This window comes from Clostridium sp. YIM B02569 (assembly GCF_022320765.1).
In the GTDB taxonomy this organism is placed as follows: Bacteria; Bacillota; Clostridia; order Clostridiales; family Clostridiaceae; genus Clostridium; species Clostridium beijerinckii.
In genome coordinates, this window is the sequence record NZ_JAKJJX010000017.1 from 13,235 (window position 1) to 31,007 (window position 17,773).

General features: G+C 30.7%; 16 protein-coding genes and 1 tRNA gene. 16 read left to right on the plus strand and 1 reads right to left on the minus strand.

Going from position 1 to position 17,773, the window contains the following annotated elements:
* Positions 1–166: 166 nt before the first annotated feature.
* Positions 167–889: a lysophospholipid acyltransferase family protein gene (locus tag L3B96_RS15885; protein WP_238900024.1), complete on the minus strand. Its 723-nt coding sequence runs from the start codon at positions 887–889 to the stop codon at positions 167–169.
* 230 nt (positions 890–1,119) lie between these two features.
* Between L3B96_RS15885 and L3B96_RS15890 the strand changes: the two genes are divergently transcribed.
* From L3B96_RS15890 to L3B96_RS15965, 16 genes are all read left to right on the plus strand, one after another.
* Positions 1,120–3,510 carry a cation-translocating P-type ATPase gene (locus tag L3B96_RS15890; RefSeq protein ID WP_238948046.1) on the plus strand — a complete coding sequence of 797 codons (2,391 nt, stop codon included), beginning with the start codon at positions 1,120–1,122 and terminating at the stop codon, positions 3,508–3,510.
* A 310-nt stretch (positions 3,511–3,820) separates the two neighbouring features.
* Positions 3,821–3,895: transfer RNA gene (locus tag L3B96_RS15895), tRNA-Arg, on the plus strand.
* Between the two features lie 982 nt (positions 3,896–4,877).
* Complete coding sequence (locus L3B96_RS15900) at positions 4,878–5,570, plus strand: response regulator transcription factor (RefSeq protein ID WP_023974945.1); 693 nt, start codon at positions 4,878–4,880, stop codon at positions 5,568–5,570.
* 4 nt (positions 5,571–5,574) lie between these two features.
* Entirely contained in the window at positions 5,575–6,627 is a 1,053-nt protein-coding gene (locus tag L3B96_RS15905) for a HAMP domain-containing sensor histidine kinase (RefSeq protein ID WP_238948047.1), read from the plus strand.
* Between the two features lie 203 nt (positions 6,628–6,830).
* Positions 6,831–6,965, plus strand: coding sequence for a hypothetical protein (locus L3B96_RS15910; RefSeq protein ID WP_017212322.1), 135 nt, complete (start codon positions 6,831–6,833; stop codon positions 6,963–6,965).
* A complete protein-coding gene (locus tag L3B96_RS15915; RefSeq protein WP_017212321.1) occupies positions 6,955–8,121 on the plus strand; it encodes an alpha/beta hydrolase in 1,167 nt (388 codons plus the stop codon). The genes L3B96_RS15910 and L3B96_RS15915 overlap by 11 nt, the downstream gene beginning before the upstream one ends.
* A 175-nt stretch (positions 8,122–8,296) precedes the next feature.
* Positions 8,297–8,644 carry a DUF2326 domain-containing protein gene (locus L3B96_RS15920; protein WP_012061172.1) on the plus strand — a complete coding sequence of 116 codons (348 nt, stop codon included), beginning with the start codon at positions 8,297–8,299 and terminating at the stop codon, positions 8,642–8,644.
* Positions 8,645–9,335: 691 nt separating this feature from the next.
* Positions 9,336–10,286 carry a DUF4179 domain-containing protein gene (locus L3B96_RS15925; RefSeq protein ID WP_238948048.1) on the plus strand — a complete coding sequence of 317 codons (951 nt, stop codon included), beginning with the start codon at positions 9,336–9,338 and terminating at the stop codon, positions 10,284–10,286.
* A gap of 67 nt (positions 10,287–10,353) precedes the next feature.
* A complete protein-coding gene (locus L3B96_RS15930) occupies positions 10,354–10,791 on the plus strand; it encodes a hypothetical protein (RefSeq protein WP_238948049.1) in 438 nt (145 codons plus the stop codon).
* Between the two features lie 490 nt (positions 10,792–11,281).
* Positions 11,282–12,040, plus strand: a complete 759-nt coding sequence (locus tag L3B96_RS15935) for a MurR/RpiR family transcriptional regulator (protein ID WP_012061169.1) — start codon at positions 11,282–11,284, stop codon at positions 12,038–12,040.
* Between the two features lie 128 nt (positions 12,041–12,168).
* Entirely contained in the window at positions 12,169–13,764 is a 1,596-nt protein-coding gene (locus L3B96_RS15940) for a PTS transporter subunit EIIC (RefSeq protein ID WP_238948050.1), read from the plus strand.
* A gap of 60 nt (positions 13,765–13,824) precedes the next feature.
* Positions 13,825–15,150 (plus strand): 6-phospho-alpha-glucosidase, encoded by a 1,326-nt coding sequence (locus tag L3B96_RS15945; protein ID WP_238948051.1) that lies wholly within the window; start codon positions 13,825–13,827, stop codon positions 15,148–15,150.
* Between the two features lie 8 nt (positions 15,151–15,158).
* Positions 15,159–15,644, plus strand: coding sequence for a PTS glucose transporter subunit IIA (locus L3B96_RS15950; protein ID WP_238948052.1), 486 nt, complete (start codon positions 15,159–15,161; stop codon positions 15,642–15,644).
* Positions 15,645–15,996: 352 nt separating this feature from the next.
* Positions 15,997–16,182: a DUF1778 domain-containing protein gene (locus L3B96_RS15955; RefSeq protein ID WP_023974936.1), complete on the plus strand. Its 186-nt coding sequence runs from the start codon at positions 15,997–15,999 to the stop codon at positions 16,180–16,182.
* A 236-nt stretch (positions 16,183–16,418) separates the two neighbouring features.
* Entirely contained in the window at positions 16,419–17,312 is an 894-nt protein-coding gene (locus L3B96_RS15960) for a ParM/StbA family protein (protein WP_012061164.1), read from the plus strand.
* Entirely contained in the window at positions 17,305–17,571 is a 267-nt protein-coding gene (locus L3B96_RS15965) for a hypothetical protein (RefSeq protein WP_012061163.1), read from the plus strand. The genes L3B96_RS15960 and L3B96_RS15965 overlap by 8 nt, the downstream gene beginning before the upstream one ends.
* Positions 17,572–17,773 lie beyond the last annotated feature (202 nt).

Consider the following 17,773-nt stretch of genomic DNA (forward strand, 5'->3'; position numbering starts at 1 on the left):
TTAAATTTTTATATATAAGTCAAATGAATTCATTATAACACAATAGATAAATTCATGTCAAAAGATATTATAATCTAAATATATTATTAGCAGCATTTAGTATAAAATATACTTAAATTGATGCATAAAAATAAGCTGCCTAATTTAAGGCAACTCGCTTTTTATATTAGTGTAGCTTGCAAGCACTAGATATGATAGAATGAACAGTTTCAGGGAGTTTTTCTAGCTCGTCTTTGTTTAGAGCAGCAACATCTATTACAGGATGTATCACTAATTCTATATCAGCACTTTTTATTGCATTGTTATTTTCTTCCATAAGCTTATATGTCCCATTTATGGTTAGTGGAACTATAGGACATTTAGATTTTGTAGCCAACTTAAAGCTTCCACTTTTAAACTCATCTACAGACTTACCTTTGCTTCTAGTGCCCTCTGGGAATATTACCATTGAATAACCAGACTTTAATAAATTAACGCCTTCAACTATTGATTCAGCGGATTTTCTTAAGTTATCTCTATCCATAAAAATGCAATTTATATATTTCATCCAAGTACTAATAAGAGGTAGCCTTTCAAGCTCCTTTTTTGCAATAAATCCTTTTGGAATGTCGATGCAGCTTAGAAGCAACGGAATATCAAAGTTACTTTGGTGATTAGATACAAATAATACAGTTTTATCTTTTGGAAGATTATCTAAACCTATAACATTAATTTTTGCACCTGATATTTTCATTATAAATTTGCCCCAAGAATGGCTTACTTTATGAATGAAATATTTTCTTCCTTTAATATCACCTTTATTGGTTAAGATTTTTATTCTAATTCTATAAATAGATGAAAATATAAGACTTATTATTAATCCGAGATAAAAATAGATAGTTCTTAACATTAAAAATTACACACCCTTAATCTATTAATTTTTACACTAATCAGTATAGTATAAAAATTAATAGATTGAAAGACTAAATAGATTACATACCTATTAAAAATTCAATAAAATTAATTTAAAATTAAGTAAATAATTAGGGTAAAATAATATTAAAAAATGTATAATATATAAGACAATGATAATTCTATGAAATAGTATAGCAAATAATTTACATAGGCAGGAGAAATTTGATGAATTTAAATAATAATACTTTGAATATGAAGGAGAAAGATGCTGAAACTATAATTGGCTTAACATCTGAAGAAGTTAAGCAGAGAATTAAAGAAGGAAAAGTAAATCACATTCCGAAAACACCATCAAGAACTATGCCTCAAATAATAAGAGCTAATTTGTTTACAAGGTTTAATGCAATAAACTTTGTACTTGCAGCAATAATTATTCTAGCAGGATCACCTAAGAATGCTATATTTGTGGGCGTTATAATAGTAAATACATTAATTGGAGTGGTTCAAGAAATTAAAGCTAAGCGCACATTAGAAAAGTTATCAGTCATAAGTTCTGCGCATGCAAAAGTTCTTAGAAATGGTGAAATAAAGGAGATTGCAATAGAAGAAATTGTATTGGATGATGTGATTTATCTGGAAACCGGCATGCAGGTATTGGCTGATGGAGAAGTTTTGCATAGTAACGGATTAGAAATAGATGAGTCTATGTTAACAGGAGAAGCTGATGCAATATCTAAAAATTACAAAGAGACATTGCTATCTGGAAGTTTCGTAGTATCTGGAGAGGGATATGCGATTGTTACAAAAGTAGGTAAAGAAACATATTCGTCTACTCTTGCTGAGGAAGCTAAGCAATTTAAAATAATAAATTCAGAGCTACAAGCAGCAATAGATAAAATTTTTAGAGTAATAATATGGATTGTACCTCCTCTATCTGCATTATTAATAGTAACTCAACTAAGAATACCAGGGAATACGTGGCAGGATGCATTAATAGGAGCAGTATCAGGAATTGTAGGAATGATACCAGAGGGATTAGTATTACTAACGAGTGCCACATTTATAGTGTCAATTATAAAATTATCTAAATATGATACTTTAGTTCAAGAGTTGAGTGCTACAGAAGTCTTAGCAAGAGTTGATGTACTTTGTTTAGATAAGACAGGAACTTTGACTCAAGGAGAGTTAAGATTGTCAGAAGTTAAGAATATTAGTTCTAAAAGTTCTGAAGATATAGATAATGTATTAGCAGCATTAATAAATAATTTACCAAGTAATAATCCAACTCAGAAAGCTATATTAGAAAAATATAAGGAATATGATAAGGAAATCAAAGTTTTAGACAAAATTGCTTTCTCATCTAAAAGAAAATGGAGTGGAGCTACTTTTGAAAAGCTTGGGACATGGGTACTTGGCGCACCGGAAATAATATTGGGTAAGGAATATCAGTTAATAGAAGAAATAGTTAAAGAAGAAGCTAGAAAAGGAAAAAGAGTTTTATTACTAGCAAATCTTCATAATAATTTGAATGAAAAATTAGAAGGTAAGATAGAAAGTATAGCACTATTGCTAATTGAGGATATCATAAGAGAAGCAGCACCTGATGTATTAAAGTACTTTGATAGTCAAGGCGTAGGGGTGAAGATTATTTCTGGAGATAGTCCTATTACTGTTTCAGAGGTCGCAAGAAGAGCAGGCGTAAGTGGCTGGGAGAAATATGTGGATGCAAGAGAGTTGCCAGATGATAATGAAAAATTAAAGAATTTGATTCAGGAGATGACTGTTTTTGGAAGAGTTACTCCGCATCAAAAGAAAAGAATTGTTTTAGCTCTTCAGGAGATGGGGCATACTGTTGCAATGACAGGTGACGGAGTAAATGATGTACTTGCTTTAAAATCATCTGATTGCGGCATTGCAATGGCAAATGGTTCTGATGCAACAAAGGCTGTAGCCCAATTAGTATTAATGAAATCTGATTTCACTGCGCTTCCTAAAGTTCTTGAAGAGGGAAGAAAGCAAATTAATAATTTGGAGAGGGTATCAGAATTATTTTTATCCAAAACTGTATTTTGCATAATTTTATCATTTGTATGTTCTATATTATTTATAGAGTATCCAATACTTCCAATACAGTTGTCATTAGTGGGAAGTTGCGCTATAGGAATTCCATCATTCTTTTTAGCGTTATTGCCTAGTACGGGTGGAGTTAAAAAGGGATTTTTAACAAGAATATTAACTGTTAGTATTCCTAACGGGATATTACTTGCTATATTTATACTTATAACATTTATTATATCAATACAAATGAATCTCCCAATGGATTACAGTAGAACTTTAGCAGTACTAATGTTTTCTGGAATTAGTATGGTGGTATTACTTAGAGTCGCAAGACCGTTAACTAAGTTTAAAACGATAATGTGTTTATCTATGTTTGGGATAATAGTGCTAGGGTTCTTAACACCAATAGGAAGATATATATTTAGCTTAACTAAAATACAATTAAGTCATTGGCTCATATCGCTAGCAGTAATAATAGCATCCAGTCCTCTGATAACCAAAATTGTAGATATATTTAGAGTTAGAGTTAATAAGAAATTTAAAGTTAAAACAATTTAAAATTATAAGGCTTAAATACATATAGAGGGTATTTAAGCTTTATTTTTACAGTTTTGGCCTAGTACATTCAGATTTTTTGCTTATTAGTTTAGAAGTTCATATAGAGCTAGAAGAAGAATAAGTTATAATATTTGTGTTTTATAAAGTATTTATGAAAAAATTTGTTTTTTTAAAAGTTATTAATCAGACCTTTAATATCTAATATAATTTATTTTTTTATGTAAAAATAAATTATTAATTTGACAATGACAAATAATTGTAATAAAATTTATAAGTACAAATTAAACAAAAAAGAATATTTAAATATTATGCTCCTATAGTTAAATGGATAGAACAATCCCCTCCTAAGGGATAGATGTGGGTTCGATTCCCGCTGGGAGTACCATAAAAAACCTGCAGTTAATTGAATGAATAAGCTGCAGGTTTTTAGTATATTTATGATAAGATAAATATTAAGTCAATGGTGCAATGATGGTGCAGTAGATTGCACCAATTATAGAAAATAATAAGTCACAATGAAAAATGGAACTGATAAAATTGCTTAAATACTAATATTTACAGAATAATGTATACTGAATAGAAAATGAGTTAATCGAATCCAGAAATCGTGAGTTGTAAAAGCATCTATATAGATATAGGTGCTTTATTTTATGTGAAGTTTTGTATATATTGCATATACAAGCAATACAATTATTTTTTAATATTCTTGTTCTATTAAAGATTATATGGTAATAGTAGTACAAATGTCATATGAACAGCATAAAAAAGAATATTACACTATAAATTTAAGACATATCAAATAAATTATGATTGGATATTTATATAAACGCCATATAAAAGTACTTAAGTGTAATATGATTAATAAAAATATATACAGATATGGGGGAATAATGATGAATTATTTTAAGAATTAGTTTGTTATAACATATTTCTATGATTCTATATTTTTTTTACTTAAGAATTTACTACTTTTTTGGCACCATGAAATAAAATAAGTATCTAATTGAATATTAAAAAAAAGAGTGCTATACTTTTTTGTATAGGGTACTATGGTACTTTATTTGAAAATCCCTGAAATATATATAAGTAATCTTCGGCTCATTAACTGTATCAGCCATTGTATTTATTGGTGTTTATGTCAATATATTATGGTGGAATTATGCTGATTCAAATGAGAAAAATGACATTCGCAAATGAATTGGAACAATTATAACAAGAGCAGATAATCATAATAAGATTTCACTTTCGTTAAATACTACTTCTGAAAAGGCATTAAATTTATCATCCTTGATAATCATAAATGAGATAGTATTGTGTGGAAGGCCTGTAGAAGAGAACGTTTATTGAAGCAGATCGGAGGTGCAAAAGTGCAAAAAAAGATATTAGTTATAGATGACGATAAAGATATAGTAAAACTTATAACAAAGAGTTTAAGCTATGAAGGATTTGAAACTATTTCGGCATATTCTGGGAAAGAGGCCTTATGTGTATTGAAAGAAAATAATATTGATTTCATCATTCTTGATATAATGATGCCTGATATGGATGGCCTTGATGTCTGCAGAAGCATCAGAAAATCTTATAATGCTCCAATTCTGTTTTTAAGCGCCCGGGATAAGGATATTGATAAAATCGTTGGGCTCGAAATAGGGGCAGATGATTATATGACAAAGCCCTTTAGTATTCAGGAGCTTAATTCCAGGATAAGGGCCAACTTCAGGAAAGTCGACAGGCTGTTTAAAGAGTGGAATGAACTTAGTCCAAATAGAGAAAAGATTGATTCGCCTCTCATTTTGAATGATAAGACTTTTGAAGCATTTCTAAATAACAAAAAGCTTAACTTATCAACAAAGGAATTTCAAATATTGTCCATGCTCATGCATAACCCCAATAATGTATTGACTCGTGAGCGGATATATGAATATGTCTGGGGAGACGAATACGGAGAATTAAATACTGTAACGGTTCATATAAAAAATATCCGTAAGAAACTTGGTCCTGAATATGATTTTATTAAAACAATTTGGGGAATTGGATATAAGTATAAGGAAAGAGAGTGATAATATGAAACTGAAAATAAAGCTTCCTTTACTATTTCTGGTTATGTTTATAGTTTTTATGGCTTCAATTGGAATCTATTTGAAGTTTATCTTTGCAGAATATTCACCTATATCTAGTTCATTACTGGATCCATCATATATAGTATTACTCCTCCCCATATTTGCTATTGCCTGTTTCATCTTTATTATTTTAATTATGTATATCCATTTTTGCATAGAAGAACCAATAAGACTACTTAATTACAGACTAGAAAGAATAAATATTGTGCATCCATTGCCGCCACTTGCGCTAAGGAGTAATGATGAAATTGGAGACCTTTATAATCATTTTAATAATATGGAAAAGAGGCTCCAACTAGCACATAAAGAGCAAATGGATATGATTGCTGCCATTGCTCATGATCTAAAAGCACCATTAACATCTATTAATGGTTTCGCTGAACTGTTAGCCATGCAAAAGGGTCTACCAGAAAATGAAAAGCAGGAATATTATGAGTTGATTCAAAAAAAGTCAAAATATATGGCTGAACTCATCAACGACTTTGTAAGCTTCATCAAAGAGAAACTGAATTTAGAATCCATGACCGTGAAACCCGTTAATGCATCAAAATTATTTGAGAACATTGCTCTAGAATATGAACATGAGCTATCAGGATTTGACTATGAGCTTATTTACAAACATTTATTTAAGGAAAATATGATGCTTATGGTCAATGAGATTATGATAGGTCGAGTCTTTGGTAATCTATTCAGTAATGTTGTAAGATATGGAGGAAAAAATGAGTTGAAAGTGTATATGACTGGATACTCACAAGGGGCTTATACCTATTTTGAAATTGAGGATAATGGGATTGGAGTACCGGATAAGGATATATCTTCACTATTTCTTAAATTTTTCACTGTGGATAAATCCAGGCAAATTGAAAATGGTGGGATAGGACTTGGACTAGCAAGCTGTAAATCAATTATTGAATATCATGGTGGAGAAATCTATGCATATTCTTCTGAATATGGTGGCCTGGGTATAAAGTTCAGCCTTCCACTTGTACAACACTAATTTTATTTCTCTAAAATAAATTAAAGGTCACTGTTGGTTGAACGTAGAGAACACCGGCAGTGGCTTTTTTGCTTCCTAATACTTTATAATTTTTTACATTCTCTTTATAAAGATTTATTTTCCTTTTAGGGCAGCTTTATTTTTATATCGTAAAATTTACTTGTAGCGTAAAAACTACAAGTAAATTGATAGGAGGAAATGATATGGTAGAGAATCAAGTTCGTGGCACGGACATAGATAGGTGCCGCTATTTCGAAACATGTACTCTTATGCTTAATCAGAGAAGGATGGAAGTAATAAATATAACTAGAGAAGGAGGATACTGCAATGTCAATTGAATTTAGCCGTTGGCCAAACAACTATATGATGTCATATCAAGTAACTAAAGCTCTAGGTTTGGCAAGTCTTGGTGCTGCTGACGTCACCGAAATTTATGAAGCATGCAAAAAAATAGATCCAAATGATAAGGAAACATGGCATAGGGAATGGCTCATAACAGCAGACGCTTTGGAAAGGCATGGTAAGGAGGCAGAAGCGGTTGGAAACTGGTATACAGCACGTAACTGTTACATTCGTGCTTGCAATTACCACCGAATCGCTGAATATGCTGTGATGGATAATGATGCCGAGAAACTCCGTATATTTAGGAAAGTAAATGAACTCTTTGAAGCTGCTGGAAAGTACTTTGATGTAAAACCAGAGAAAATCCAAGTAGATTATGAGGATGTCAAGTTGGATGGGTACTTTTTCTCACCTCCTTGGATAAAAGGTCCGAAGCCCACAATTTTGGCCCTCAATGGTGGTGATGAGTGGTCAATTGAGAACTATTTCTGGTTAGGACCTGCCTTTATTTCGTGTGGATATAACTTTATGGTCTATGATCAGCCTGGAACTGGTCTTTCAATGTACGAAAAAGGAAAGGGCAGAAGAGCTGACAGCGAGGCTTTTCATTCAAGAGCAATTGACTTTCTTCTAACTAGACCGGAAGTGGATCCTAACAAGATTATTGTTCATGGTGAGAGTTTTGCGGCATATGACTCCCTTAGATTTGCTGCATTCGACAACAGGATTGCTGCCGTCATCTCTGACGGAGGAACCCACGCGTTCGACTGGGAGGCAATGCTAAAATGGATGCCACCAAGTTTAGCTGCTCACGGCATGAGAATTTTGGGTGCAAAAAGCTTGGATGACTTTGCTGGAAATCCTCGTTTTGCCTACAATCTTGAGGGCGTGCTTCACCAGATAGAATGCCCACTTCTTGTGATGCACGGTGCGGAAGAGATATTGGTTCAGCCCAATCCGCTAACACAAGCTCTTAAAAATTACGAGCAGGCTGGTTCGAAAAACAAGACGTTCTTCGCCATAGAGGATAGAAGACTTGGCGGATTAGAACACTGCCAAGTAGACAACATAAATGTGCTGCATGAGGTAGTACTGAATTGGCTTTGTTCTATTGGTCTTGGACCTTCTGCACCTAGACCAAGTGATTTCTAGGATATTTTTAAGTTAATCAGAAGGTGGAGCTTATGAAACTTACATTTATACAGGTGGAACCGTGCTTGTTAGAAAGCATATAGCGAGATATTTTAATTTAAGGATACGGAAGATATTAAAGAAAATTTAGATGATTATTTTAAAGAATTAACTTATGTAGTAGTAGGATAGCCATTTGCCACTGTATTTAAAATATAATGATGATGAAATTCCTGTTAAGATAATTGGAATTAATGGAAAGCCTGGAACTGGAATAAAGAAAGCAATGATCATTTGTTTTTATTTAGTTCATGTTAAGTTAATTATAAATAAGGTATATCATATGCCAATTTTTAAAATTCATGATAAATTAGAAAATATTGATTTAATGGAGTTAAGTAATATCGTTAAGGAGACACGTAACTTTGAGGGCCAGTACATATTTCTAATTCTGAATGATGGAATTGAGAAACTTGGAATAGAAAGAGGAAGAAGTTGTATTAAGGCTTTCGACAGAAGAAAAATTTCTTGGAGTGTAAGTTAGTATATATTAGTGAATTAAAAAATATAATCAAATATATATTACAATTTGGTATAAAAGGGATACTTAGAGTAATAGGAACTTTGAGTATTCCTTTTTCTATTTTGAAGAGGTACTAACGATGATGAAATTATATAAAAAGGAACAACTAGAGGAACTAAAATAAAAATACTCAAAGTAAATATTAAATTAAGTAGAGGAAATAAAAATCATGTTAGGCGAAAAAGAAATAGAGCTTAAAATTGTACTGTAGTTGCACTATTTTATTTTGATAAGCAAAAAATAATAAGAAATTAAACAAAAAAATGAACAAAAGTTTTCATACTGATTCTTAAAAGGAAAGTCAAAAAAATATAGATAAATATTTTAGGAGTTTAGTGCATATATACGCTAATACTTGATATTAAATGCTAGCATCCTATATCAAAGAATTTGGATTTATAAATGTAAAAGAGATGAGGAATCAAGAGATAAGAGATAGTGCTTTTCTCTCAAATCTACCAACAAGCTATTTCAATATATGTAATTATTTGTATGAAATAGGAATTAGGCGTATAATTTAATATTATTTACAACAAGAAAGGAGGCTGTCAATAAAGAACGAATGATAACAGAAGATCATTTTTAATTATTATTAAAAGTGGACTTGCAGTGATATCAAAAAAATGAAAAGTTATGTGGGAGGAATAAGATAATGAAAAAAATAAAAGTAGGTTTTCGAAATAAAAAATCTAAAAGTTTACTTATTGGAGCAATTGCACTTATTTCAGTAATTACTGCAGGTAATTGCCAATATTCTAGTGCTGCAGTAGTTAATAATACATCTGCAATTCAAGATGCTAGCGGAAATTCTGTTTCAGAAAAAGAAAATTATTCAATACCTGAAAAATCTAAAATAGTGATTGGAAAAACTGTTGAAGATAAGGGAATTAAGGTTACTCTATCTGATTGTTATGCAGATACTCATATGCTTACTTTTACAACACATTTGGATAGTAAAGAAAGAGGTGATTATGCACAAGAGTTGAAACCAAGTATATCTATTAATGGAAAGATAATAAATAATGAAACAAATAAATTTAAGTACGATTATATCCATAACGATGATGGAACTTGTGATATAGTGACACATATTTACTTAGACAATATAGATACAAGTCAAAATTTAAATATTTCAATAGATTATGATAGGATAGGGGTAACTAGTACATCCAATATTGACTCGTATGTAACAGGGAATTGGAAATTCAATTTTGCAATTGGCGCATCTCAAATAGACAAGCCGATTTTAGCCAAGGATATTAATCAGACTCTAGTAATAGATAGCCATGAACTATATGTGCACAATATAAAAATATTCCCATACAGAATTGAATTTACAGGAGGCAGTGATATCGATAGTTTTAGTGATACTACAGATATGGCATCATGGGAACTTACGGATGATAAAGGAAATAAGATTAAGGAATCAGATGGTCATGGATCTGATAAAAGTATAATGTTAAATTATTTTGTTGACACAACTGATATGAGAAGTGTAACGATAATCCCAAGAACTTCTTTTAACAACCCTGATACAGCATATCCTAGAAAATTTCCTACTATTAGCAATTATGATAAAGCCATTACAATAAATATAAGATAATAAGTAAAAGAAATACTTAAAGTAATAAGAACTTTAAGTATTTCTTTACTTATGTAGGAGAATTATCATGAGAAAAAGATTAAGTATATGCATATTCTTTATTACTGTGCTAATAGTTTGCTCATCATATTCTTTATATCCTAGAAAAGGAACTTTAAATGATTTTTTATTTAGTAATTATAACAAGGAAAATATAGAGGAAATTGAGATTAGAAGTACATCGGGAGGCGAAGATAAAACAATTAAAGATAAGATTGAGATAAACGATATTTTATTTAATTTATCTAAAATAAAACTAATTCAACATTATGGTAGCATATCAAATAGGACAAAAGTTTCTTATCATATATATATTTACGATAAAAATAGTATATCTGCTGAAGTTATTATACAAGGCAAGGAATATATCAGTATTGCTAATAATATTAATAATTCTAATAAAGAATATAAAATTATTGAAAATACTTTAGATTTGGATTATATAAATAGACTAATTTCGCAGTGAGGAATATCCAGCGTTCATATAAGTTAATAATATGTTTTTCATATTTTGATACTAAGAATATAAATAAACTTCGAGTAGTATGTTTCTTAATCTATAATTACATATAGATTAAGAAGTTATATTCTAAGTAGATAAAATAAAATTTTTATAAATTAAATGTTGTGTATATTGTATAAACAAGCAATACAGTACATATTTTTCTAGGTAAGATTAAGGATATTTGGACTTTGTATAAGGTAATTGAGGTATAAGAACCATACTAATGACATAAAAAAGAATACTAAAATAAGTATTGCATTTAGATAAGCAATTTATAAGTAGATTGTATTACAATTCCCATATAAAAGTATTTGAATGGAATATAGGAACAAGGAAGTAGTTATGACAACATATATAATAGTGTGCTAAGATTGAATAGTAAGATAGTAATGTATTACAATAATGTTATTGCAACTATTGAAATCGTATAATAATTAGAGGATGATTAAAAATGAAAGTTGATCTAAGCAAAATTGTTAATAATAAAAAAATCACACCGATAGAAGAACAAGTATTAGAATATATAATCAATAATATTGATAGTGTAATGGATCTTGGCGTTAGAGGGGTTGCTGCTGAAAACTACACATCTACATCAACTATTATGAGACTTTCAAAAAAATTAGGTTTTACAGGATTTATAGATATGATTTATAATATAACACCACTAATAGATGGTGGTGGCACGGGAATTATAGAAGAGTCAGAAGCATTAATAGGTACTGATATTAAGTTTTTATCTAAATATACAGATGAGGAAAATGTAAAAAGGTTTATAGAAATATTAGCAAGTGGAACCAAAAAGTATATTTTTATTTATGCAAGAGGCTACTCTGAAATCACTGGAGAATACTTTAACAAAAAGCTGCTTGGGGTAGGGATAAAGAGCATATTAATAGATTCTAAGGGGAGTTTTGAAAATAATCTAGAAGACATGGAAACATTAATAGTAATATCAAAATCTGGAGAGACTAAAGAAGTATTAGATAAGGTTCAAGTGGCGAAGAAGAAAAATAAAGTAGTAATTTCCTTCACAAAGGAAGTAGAAAACAGTATTTCAGCTCTTTCAGATATTTCATTTAAGATATTTGATATGCATAAATTAGATGACAGTAATGTGCTGCCTAACTCATTTTTTGCAAATATGCTTATGTTTATGGAATACTTAATTTACAGATATTATCAAGAAACAAGAAAAGAAAATAAATAGTCAAATCAAGAAACCTGTTATCTTTTAAGCTAACAGGTTTCTTAATGCTTGAAATCTATTTTAATTCAATGAAAACGTATATATAATGAGCCTATGGATGACACAATAATTGATAAGAGGTGGAATATATGAAGGATAAAATTATGAATGCTATGCAAAGATTTTCTAAGGCTATGTTTATTCCAGTATTAATACTTCCGATTGTAGGTATATTAATAGCTTTTGGAAATATTCTCACAAATACCAAATTAGCAGAATATGCACCGTTCTTAAAAAATAGTGTGATATTTGGATTTGGAAAAATATTATCAGGATCCTTGGTTCCTATACTATCAAACCTTGGAATAATATTCTGTGTTGGTTTAGCTGTAGGACTTGCAAAAGAGAAAAAAGCAGAATCAGGTTTCACATCAGTACTAGTTTACTTAATATTTAATAATGCCATGAATATTTTCTTAAGTTTATCAGGGAAGTTAGTAAATCCAGATAATTTAAGAGGTTCTGGGCAGGCGATTGTACTTGGAACTCAAGTTTTGGATATGGGAGTTTTTTTAGGAATAATTTTAGGTATAGTGGTAGCGTATTTTCATAATAAATATTGCAAGAAAGAATTTAATGGAGCATTTCAAATATATGGGGGTTCAAGATTAGTATTCTTAATTTTAATTCCAGTAGTTGTTGTATTAGCTGTTATACTTTCTTATGTTTGGCCATCAGTACAGTGGGGAATATCAAGTTTAGGGTATTACATACAAAAGAGTGGTAATTTTGGAGTATTTATGTATGGAACACTAGAAAGACTTTTAATACCAACAGGATTGCATCATTTGGTATATACTCCATTCTTATATAGTCAGCTTGGAGGAATAGAGACTATAGGGGGGAAGGCGATAGAAGGAGCAAGAAACATTTATTTTGCACAAATTGCAGATCCTTCAATTAAAGTTTTATCTAGCACAGTTATATGGGATGCTAGAGGATTATCAAAGATGTTTGGATTAGTAGGAGCGTGTTTAGCACTTTATCACACAGCTGATGCTGATAAGAAAAAGAAGGCTAGAGCGATTCTTATACCAGCAGCAGTAACTTCAATAATAGCAGGTGTTACAGAACCAATTGAATTTTCATTCTTATTTACAGCACCAATATTATTTGGAGTACATGCAGTTTTAAGCGGTCTTGGAATGGTAGCTTTAAATATATTAAACGTAAGGGCTATAGCACCTAATGGATTTATAGATTTCTTACTTTATAATTTACCATTAGGCATAGAAAAAACAGGTTGGCCAATGTTTATTTTAGTAGGTATAGTACAGTTTGTAGTTTACTATGTGATATTTAGATTTCTAATAGTTAAGCTTAACTTAAAGACTACTGGAAGAGAAGACAGTAATGAAGAAGTTAAACTTTATACCAAGCAAGATTATAAGGATAAAGTAACAGTAGGCCAAGGGGCTGGAGATAAAGAATCAACATCAGGAAATGAAGCTTTTGTAATAATAGAGGCCCTAGGAGGAAAGGAAAATATTAAAAAAGTAGATAACTGTTTCACAAGACTAAGATTAATCCTTGATGACACATCAAAAGTTGATGAAGCTACATTAAAGGGAACAGGGGCTACAGGAGTAGTTAAAAAAGGAGAAAATGTTCAAGTAATTTATGGATTACATGTAACTAGAATAAGATCTATAGTGGATGAAGCACTAGGAATTGTAGGAGAATAATAATTTAAATCGTAGAAATATTTGAAGAATAATATAAATTAAAGGAAAGAGGTAATATATATGAAAAAACATTCTATTGTTATTGCAGGAGGAGGAAGCACATTCACTCCAGGAATAGTTATGATGCTATTAGATAATCTACACCGTTTTCCAATTAGAAAATTAAAATTATATGATAATGATGCTGAGCGTCAAGGTGTCATTGGTGAAGCTTTAAAAATTGTATTAAAAGAAAATGCACCAGATATCGAATTTTCTTATACAACAGATCCCAAAGAAGCATTTACAGATGTTGATTTCTGTATGGCCCATATACGTGTTGGAAAATATGAAATGCGTGAGAAGGATGAAAAGATTCCTTTAAAATATGGAGTGCTTGGTCAAGAAACTTGTGGAGCAGGAGGAATTGCTTATGGAATGAGAAGTATAGGAGGTATGCTAGAGTTAATAGATTTGATGGAAAAATATTCACCAGACTGTTGGATGTTGAATTACTCTAACCCAGCATCAATTGTTGCTGAAGCCTGCCGCAGATTAAAACCAAATTCGAAGGTATTAAACATTTGTGACATGCCGGTTGGAACACTTCGTCGTATGGCTGGTATTGTGAACCTAGAACCAAGTGATTTAGAAGTTAAATACTTTGGTTTAAACCATTTTGGATGGTGGACTAGCATTAAAGATAAACAAGGTAATGACTTAACAGACAGGATTAAAGCTTATGTTGCAGAAAATGGCTACTTAACAGTAAAAGAAGTAGAGACACAACATACTGATCCAAGCTGGCAGGAAACTCATAAAAAAGCAAAGGATTTATTAGCAGTAGACCCAAGATTTTTACCTAATACTTACTTAAAATACTATCTATATCCAGATTATGTTGTAGAGCATTCTAATGCAGAATATTCTAGGGCAAACGAAGTAATGGACGGAAGAGAAAAAGATGTATTCAATGCAGCACGTGCTATTACAAAGGCAGGAACAGCAAAAGGCGGAGAATTCCATATTGATGCTCATGCTACCTTTATCGTAGATTTAGCTAGAGCGATTGCCTATAACACTCATGAAAGAATGTTATGCATTGTAGAAAATAAAGGTGCTATTTCTAATTTTGATTCTACAGCTATGGTGGAAGTTCCATGCATTGTTGGAAGTGATGGGCCAGAACCTTTAGCACAAGGAGAAATTCCACAATTCCAAAAGGGATTAATGGAGCAACAAGTATCAGTAGAAAAATTAGTTGTTGAGGCATGGATTGAAAATAGCTATTTGAAATTATGGCAGGCACTTACTTTATCTAAGACTGTAGCAAGTGCTAGAGTTGCTAAATTATTATTAGATGATCTTATTGAAGTTAATAAGGGCTATTGGCCGGAATTAAAGTAGGAGTATGTATGTTTAAGAATTTGTTTAATAAAAATAAGAATAAAGTATTTTATGCTTTTGCTAATGGTGTAAGTGTTGACCTAAGTCAGGTTAATGATGAAGTGTTCTCACAAAAAATGATGGGGGAAGGAGTTGCGATTAAACCAAGTGAAGGAAAAATATATTCACCTTGTGATGGAACGATAGCGGCAGTTATGAAGGAAAGTAAGCATGCTGTTGGAATAAGGACCAAAGATGGAGTAGAATTTCTAATTCACGTGGGAATTGATACTATAGCTCTAAACGGAGAAGGTTTTGAACTATATTGCGAAGAAGGAAACGCAGTAAAAAAAGGTGATCTTCTTTTAAGCTTTGACAGAAAATTTATTAAGGAAAAGGGCTTAGACGATATTACTATGCTGGTAATATCAGAACTTAATAATCATAAAATTGTGGATATCCATATTGATTTGGATATGAAGGCAAATGAGATAATCCTACTAGAGTACAACTAGTTTATTAAAGATACAATAAATTAAAATGATAAATTATGAAGGTTGATTTAAATAATCTAGAGTATAATATGCGAATATATGCTCTAGATTATTTTTTATTCTCTAAGATTATAGTTGTTAAATAATCCTTTGTATAAATCAATATACTGGCAAGAGAGTCAAGTCTATATACTGGAGTGACTTACGCAAGTGATAATGTTTATATAATATAAAAAACAAAATACGAAAGAAGTCGAGAGATTTTATAATTTTTATGCTATATTTTTACAAAAAATGTAAAACAAGTGTGATATTGTATGTAATGTATAAATCGTAATTACATTATATACATTACGTAGAATGGGGGGATACGATGAAAGATGCTACCATAATGCTCAGAGTTACAACAGAACAGAAGCTAGCTATAAAAAGAATGGCTAGAAAGCAAGGAATGACTATTACAGAATTTATGCTATTTAATATGATGAAATCGATTAGTGAATCTGAATTATCTGAAATAAACGGAGATATTAATTTGAATTTAGAATCCAAAGAATAGTAAGTTGATCTTGAGTTTTACCTGCTTGTATATAAAGTATAGACAAGCAATACATTGTACAAATACTGTTTAATGGCCTAAGATACTAGCAGTATGATAGCTATATAAACTACATACAAAGGAATATTAATGGAGAAACATTTCATAAGGATAAATAATTTTTAGGTGAACGGTGGTATAAACGCCATAAAAAGATATTCAAATAGAATGTAAAAGTAAAAAAGGGGGATTAAAAAATGAGAATCAGTGCAGACATAGGCTACAATACAACAAATTTTATTGGACATAACATAGAAGGCTCCTTTTCATCGACAGTAAAAGAAAAGATGCACGAGTTAGAGACGGCTAAATATACTGTTGAGTACAATAATAAAACATATTTAATTGGTAATGATGATGGATTTACCAGCATAGAACATTCAAGAGATAAGGATATTATATTTCATATTTGCCTATATACAGCTATAGCAGCTACAATGAGTTCAACAATAGATAACAATGTAAGGGTTATAACAGGACTTCCTGCTCAATTTTTTGCAGAACAAAAGAATTCTCTGATAAAAGCTCTTGAAAATAGACGAGTCTTTATGAAACTTAATGGAGAAAATAGAAGTTTTACAATTACCAAAGTAATTGTATTTCCTCAGTCGGCAGGATTATTTTTATATGATAAATCATTAGTAGAAAAGGATACGCTAGTAGTAGATATAGGTGGTGGTACACTAGATATAGCATATATGAGCAATGGCCAATTTAAAGAAGGTAGAACGTATCCATTGGGAGTGAATCCGACATATGATGTACTTCTACAAGAGTTAACCAAATATGGAGTCAACTACTCTAATCGTATGAAAGCAGAACAAATAATTGCAGATAAAGCTATATTTGTAGAAGGAAAGGAAATAGACGTAAGCAAGGATATTGATAATGTATTAAGTTTGAGAGCAGGAGAAATAATAAATGCCATAAAACAGGCATTTCCAGAGCAATCGAAATATTCGAGATTTGTTTTCATAGGTGGGGGAGCCTTATTGCTTAAAAATTATTTAAAAGACTATAGAGTATTAGATGATGCACAGATGATTAATGTAAAAACTTATGACATAATAGGTAAGAGTAAGAATGTGTAAAAAGTTAAAAACTACAATTACTTTAGCTCCCCATATTAAGGAATTTGCATCTAAAGAAGCTAAATCTCTGGGTTTAGATTTTTCTGCATATATAACTGTACTAATAGGTGAAAAAATGAGAGGTACTATGATACCTTCAACGATTAAAAAAGTTAGTGATGATAAAATTGATGAGGCAGCTATATCCATAGACGAAAAAGAATCTATAAAAATAGATAGTGAGCAGGAAAATGAGATAGATAGATTGCTTCAGTGGTAAAGAACAGATGAAAATTTTCATCTGTTCTTATGCATCTCATTATTAATAAAAGGATATGAATGTATAGTTGCTAGATTATAGAAATTTATATGAAATCTATGTAATATTTCACAAAAAGTAAAAGAACTAATATAATTAATTGCTATTAGTATGTATAATAGTAATTAAGTAATGATAAAATGAAATTTTCATTGAAATAAAT

Bases quoted from the DNA above. Each gene is read 5' to 3' on its own strand.
- L3B96_RS15955 (WP_023974936.1), top strand. From the start codon at position 15,997: ATGAAAGATGCTACCATAATGCTCAGAGTTACAACAGAACAGAAGCTA.
- L3B96_RS15890 (WP_238948046.1), top strand. From the start codon at position 1,120: ATGAATTTAAATAATAATACTTTGAATATGAAGGAGAAAGATGCTGAA.
- L3B96_RS15965 (WP_012061163.1), top strand. From the start codon at position 17,305: ATGTGTAAAAAGTTAAAAACTACAATTACTTTAGCTCCCCATATTAAG.
- L3B96_RS15935 (WP_012061169.1), top strand. From the start codon at position 11,282: ATGAAAGTTGATCTAAGCAAAATTGTTAATAATAAAAAAATCACACCG.
- L3B96_RS15905 (WP_238948047.1), top strand. From the start codon at position 5,575: ATGAAACTGAAAATAAAGCTTCCTTTACTATTTCTGGTTATGTTTATA.
- L3B96_RS15960 (WP_012061164.1), top strand. From the start codon at position 16,419: ATGAGAATCAGTGCAGACATAGGCTACAATACAACAAATTTTATTGGA.
- L3B96_RS15940 (WP_238948050.1), top strand. From the start codon at position 12,169: ATGAAGGATAAAATTATGAATGCTATGCAAAGATTTTCTAAGGCTATG.
- L3B96_RS15930 (WP_238948049.1), top strand. From the start codon at position 10,354: ATGAGAAAAAGATTAAGTATATGCATATTCTTTATTACTGTGCTAATA.
- L3B96_RS15885 (WP_238900024.1), bottom strand. From the start codon at position 889: ATGTTAAGAACTATCTATTTTTATCTCGGATTAATAATAAGTCTTATA.
- L3B96_RS15945 (WP_238948051.1), top strand. From the start codon at position 13,825: ATGAAAAAACATTCTATTGTTATTGCAGGAGGAGGAAGCACATTCACT.
- L3B96_RS15950 (WP_238948052.1), top strand. From the start codon at position 15,159: ATGTTTAAGAATTTGTTTAATAAAAATAAGAATAAAGTATTTTATGCT.
- L3B96_RS15925 (WP_238948048.1), top strand. From the start codon at position 9,336: ATGAAAAAAATAAAAGTAGGTTTTCGAAATAAAAAATCTAAAAGTTTA.
- L3B96_RS15915 (WP_017212321.1), top strand. From the start codon at position 6,955: ATGTCAATTGAATTTAGCCGTTGGCCAAACAACTATATGATGTCATAT.
- L3B96_RS15910 (WP_017212322.1), top strand. From the start codon at position 6,831: ATGGTAGAGAATCAAGTTCGTGGCACGGACATAGATAGGTGCCGCTAT.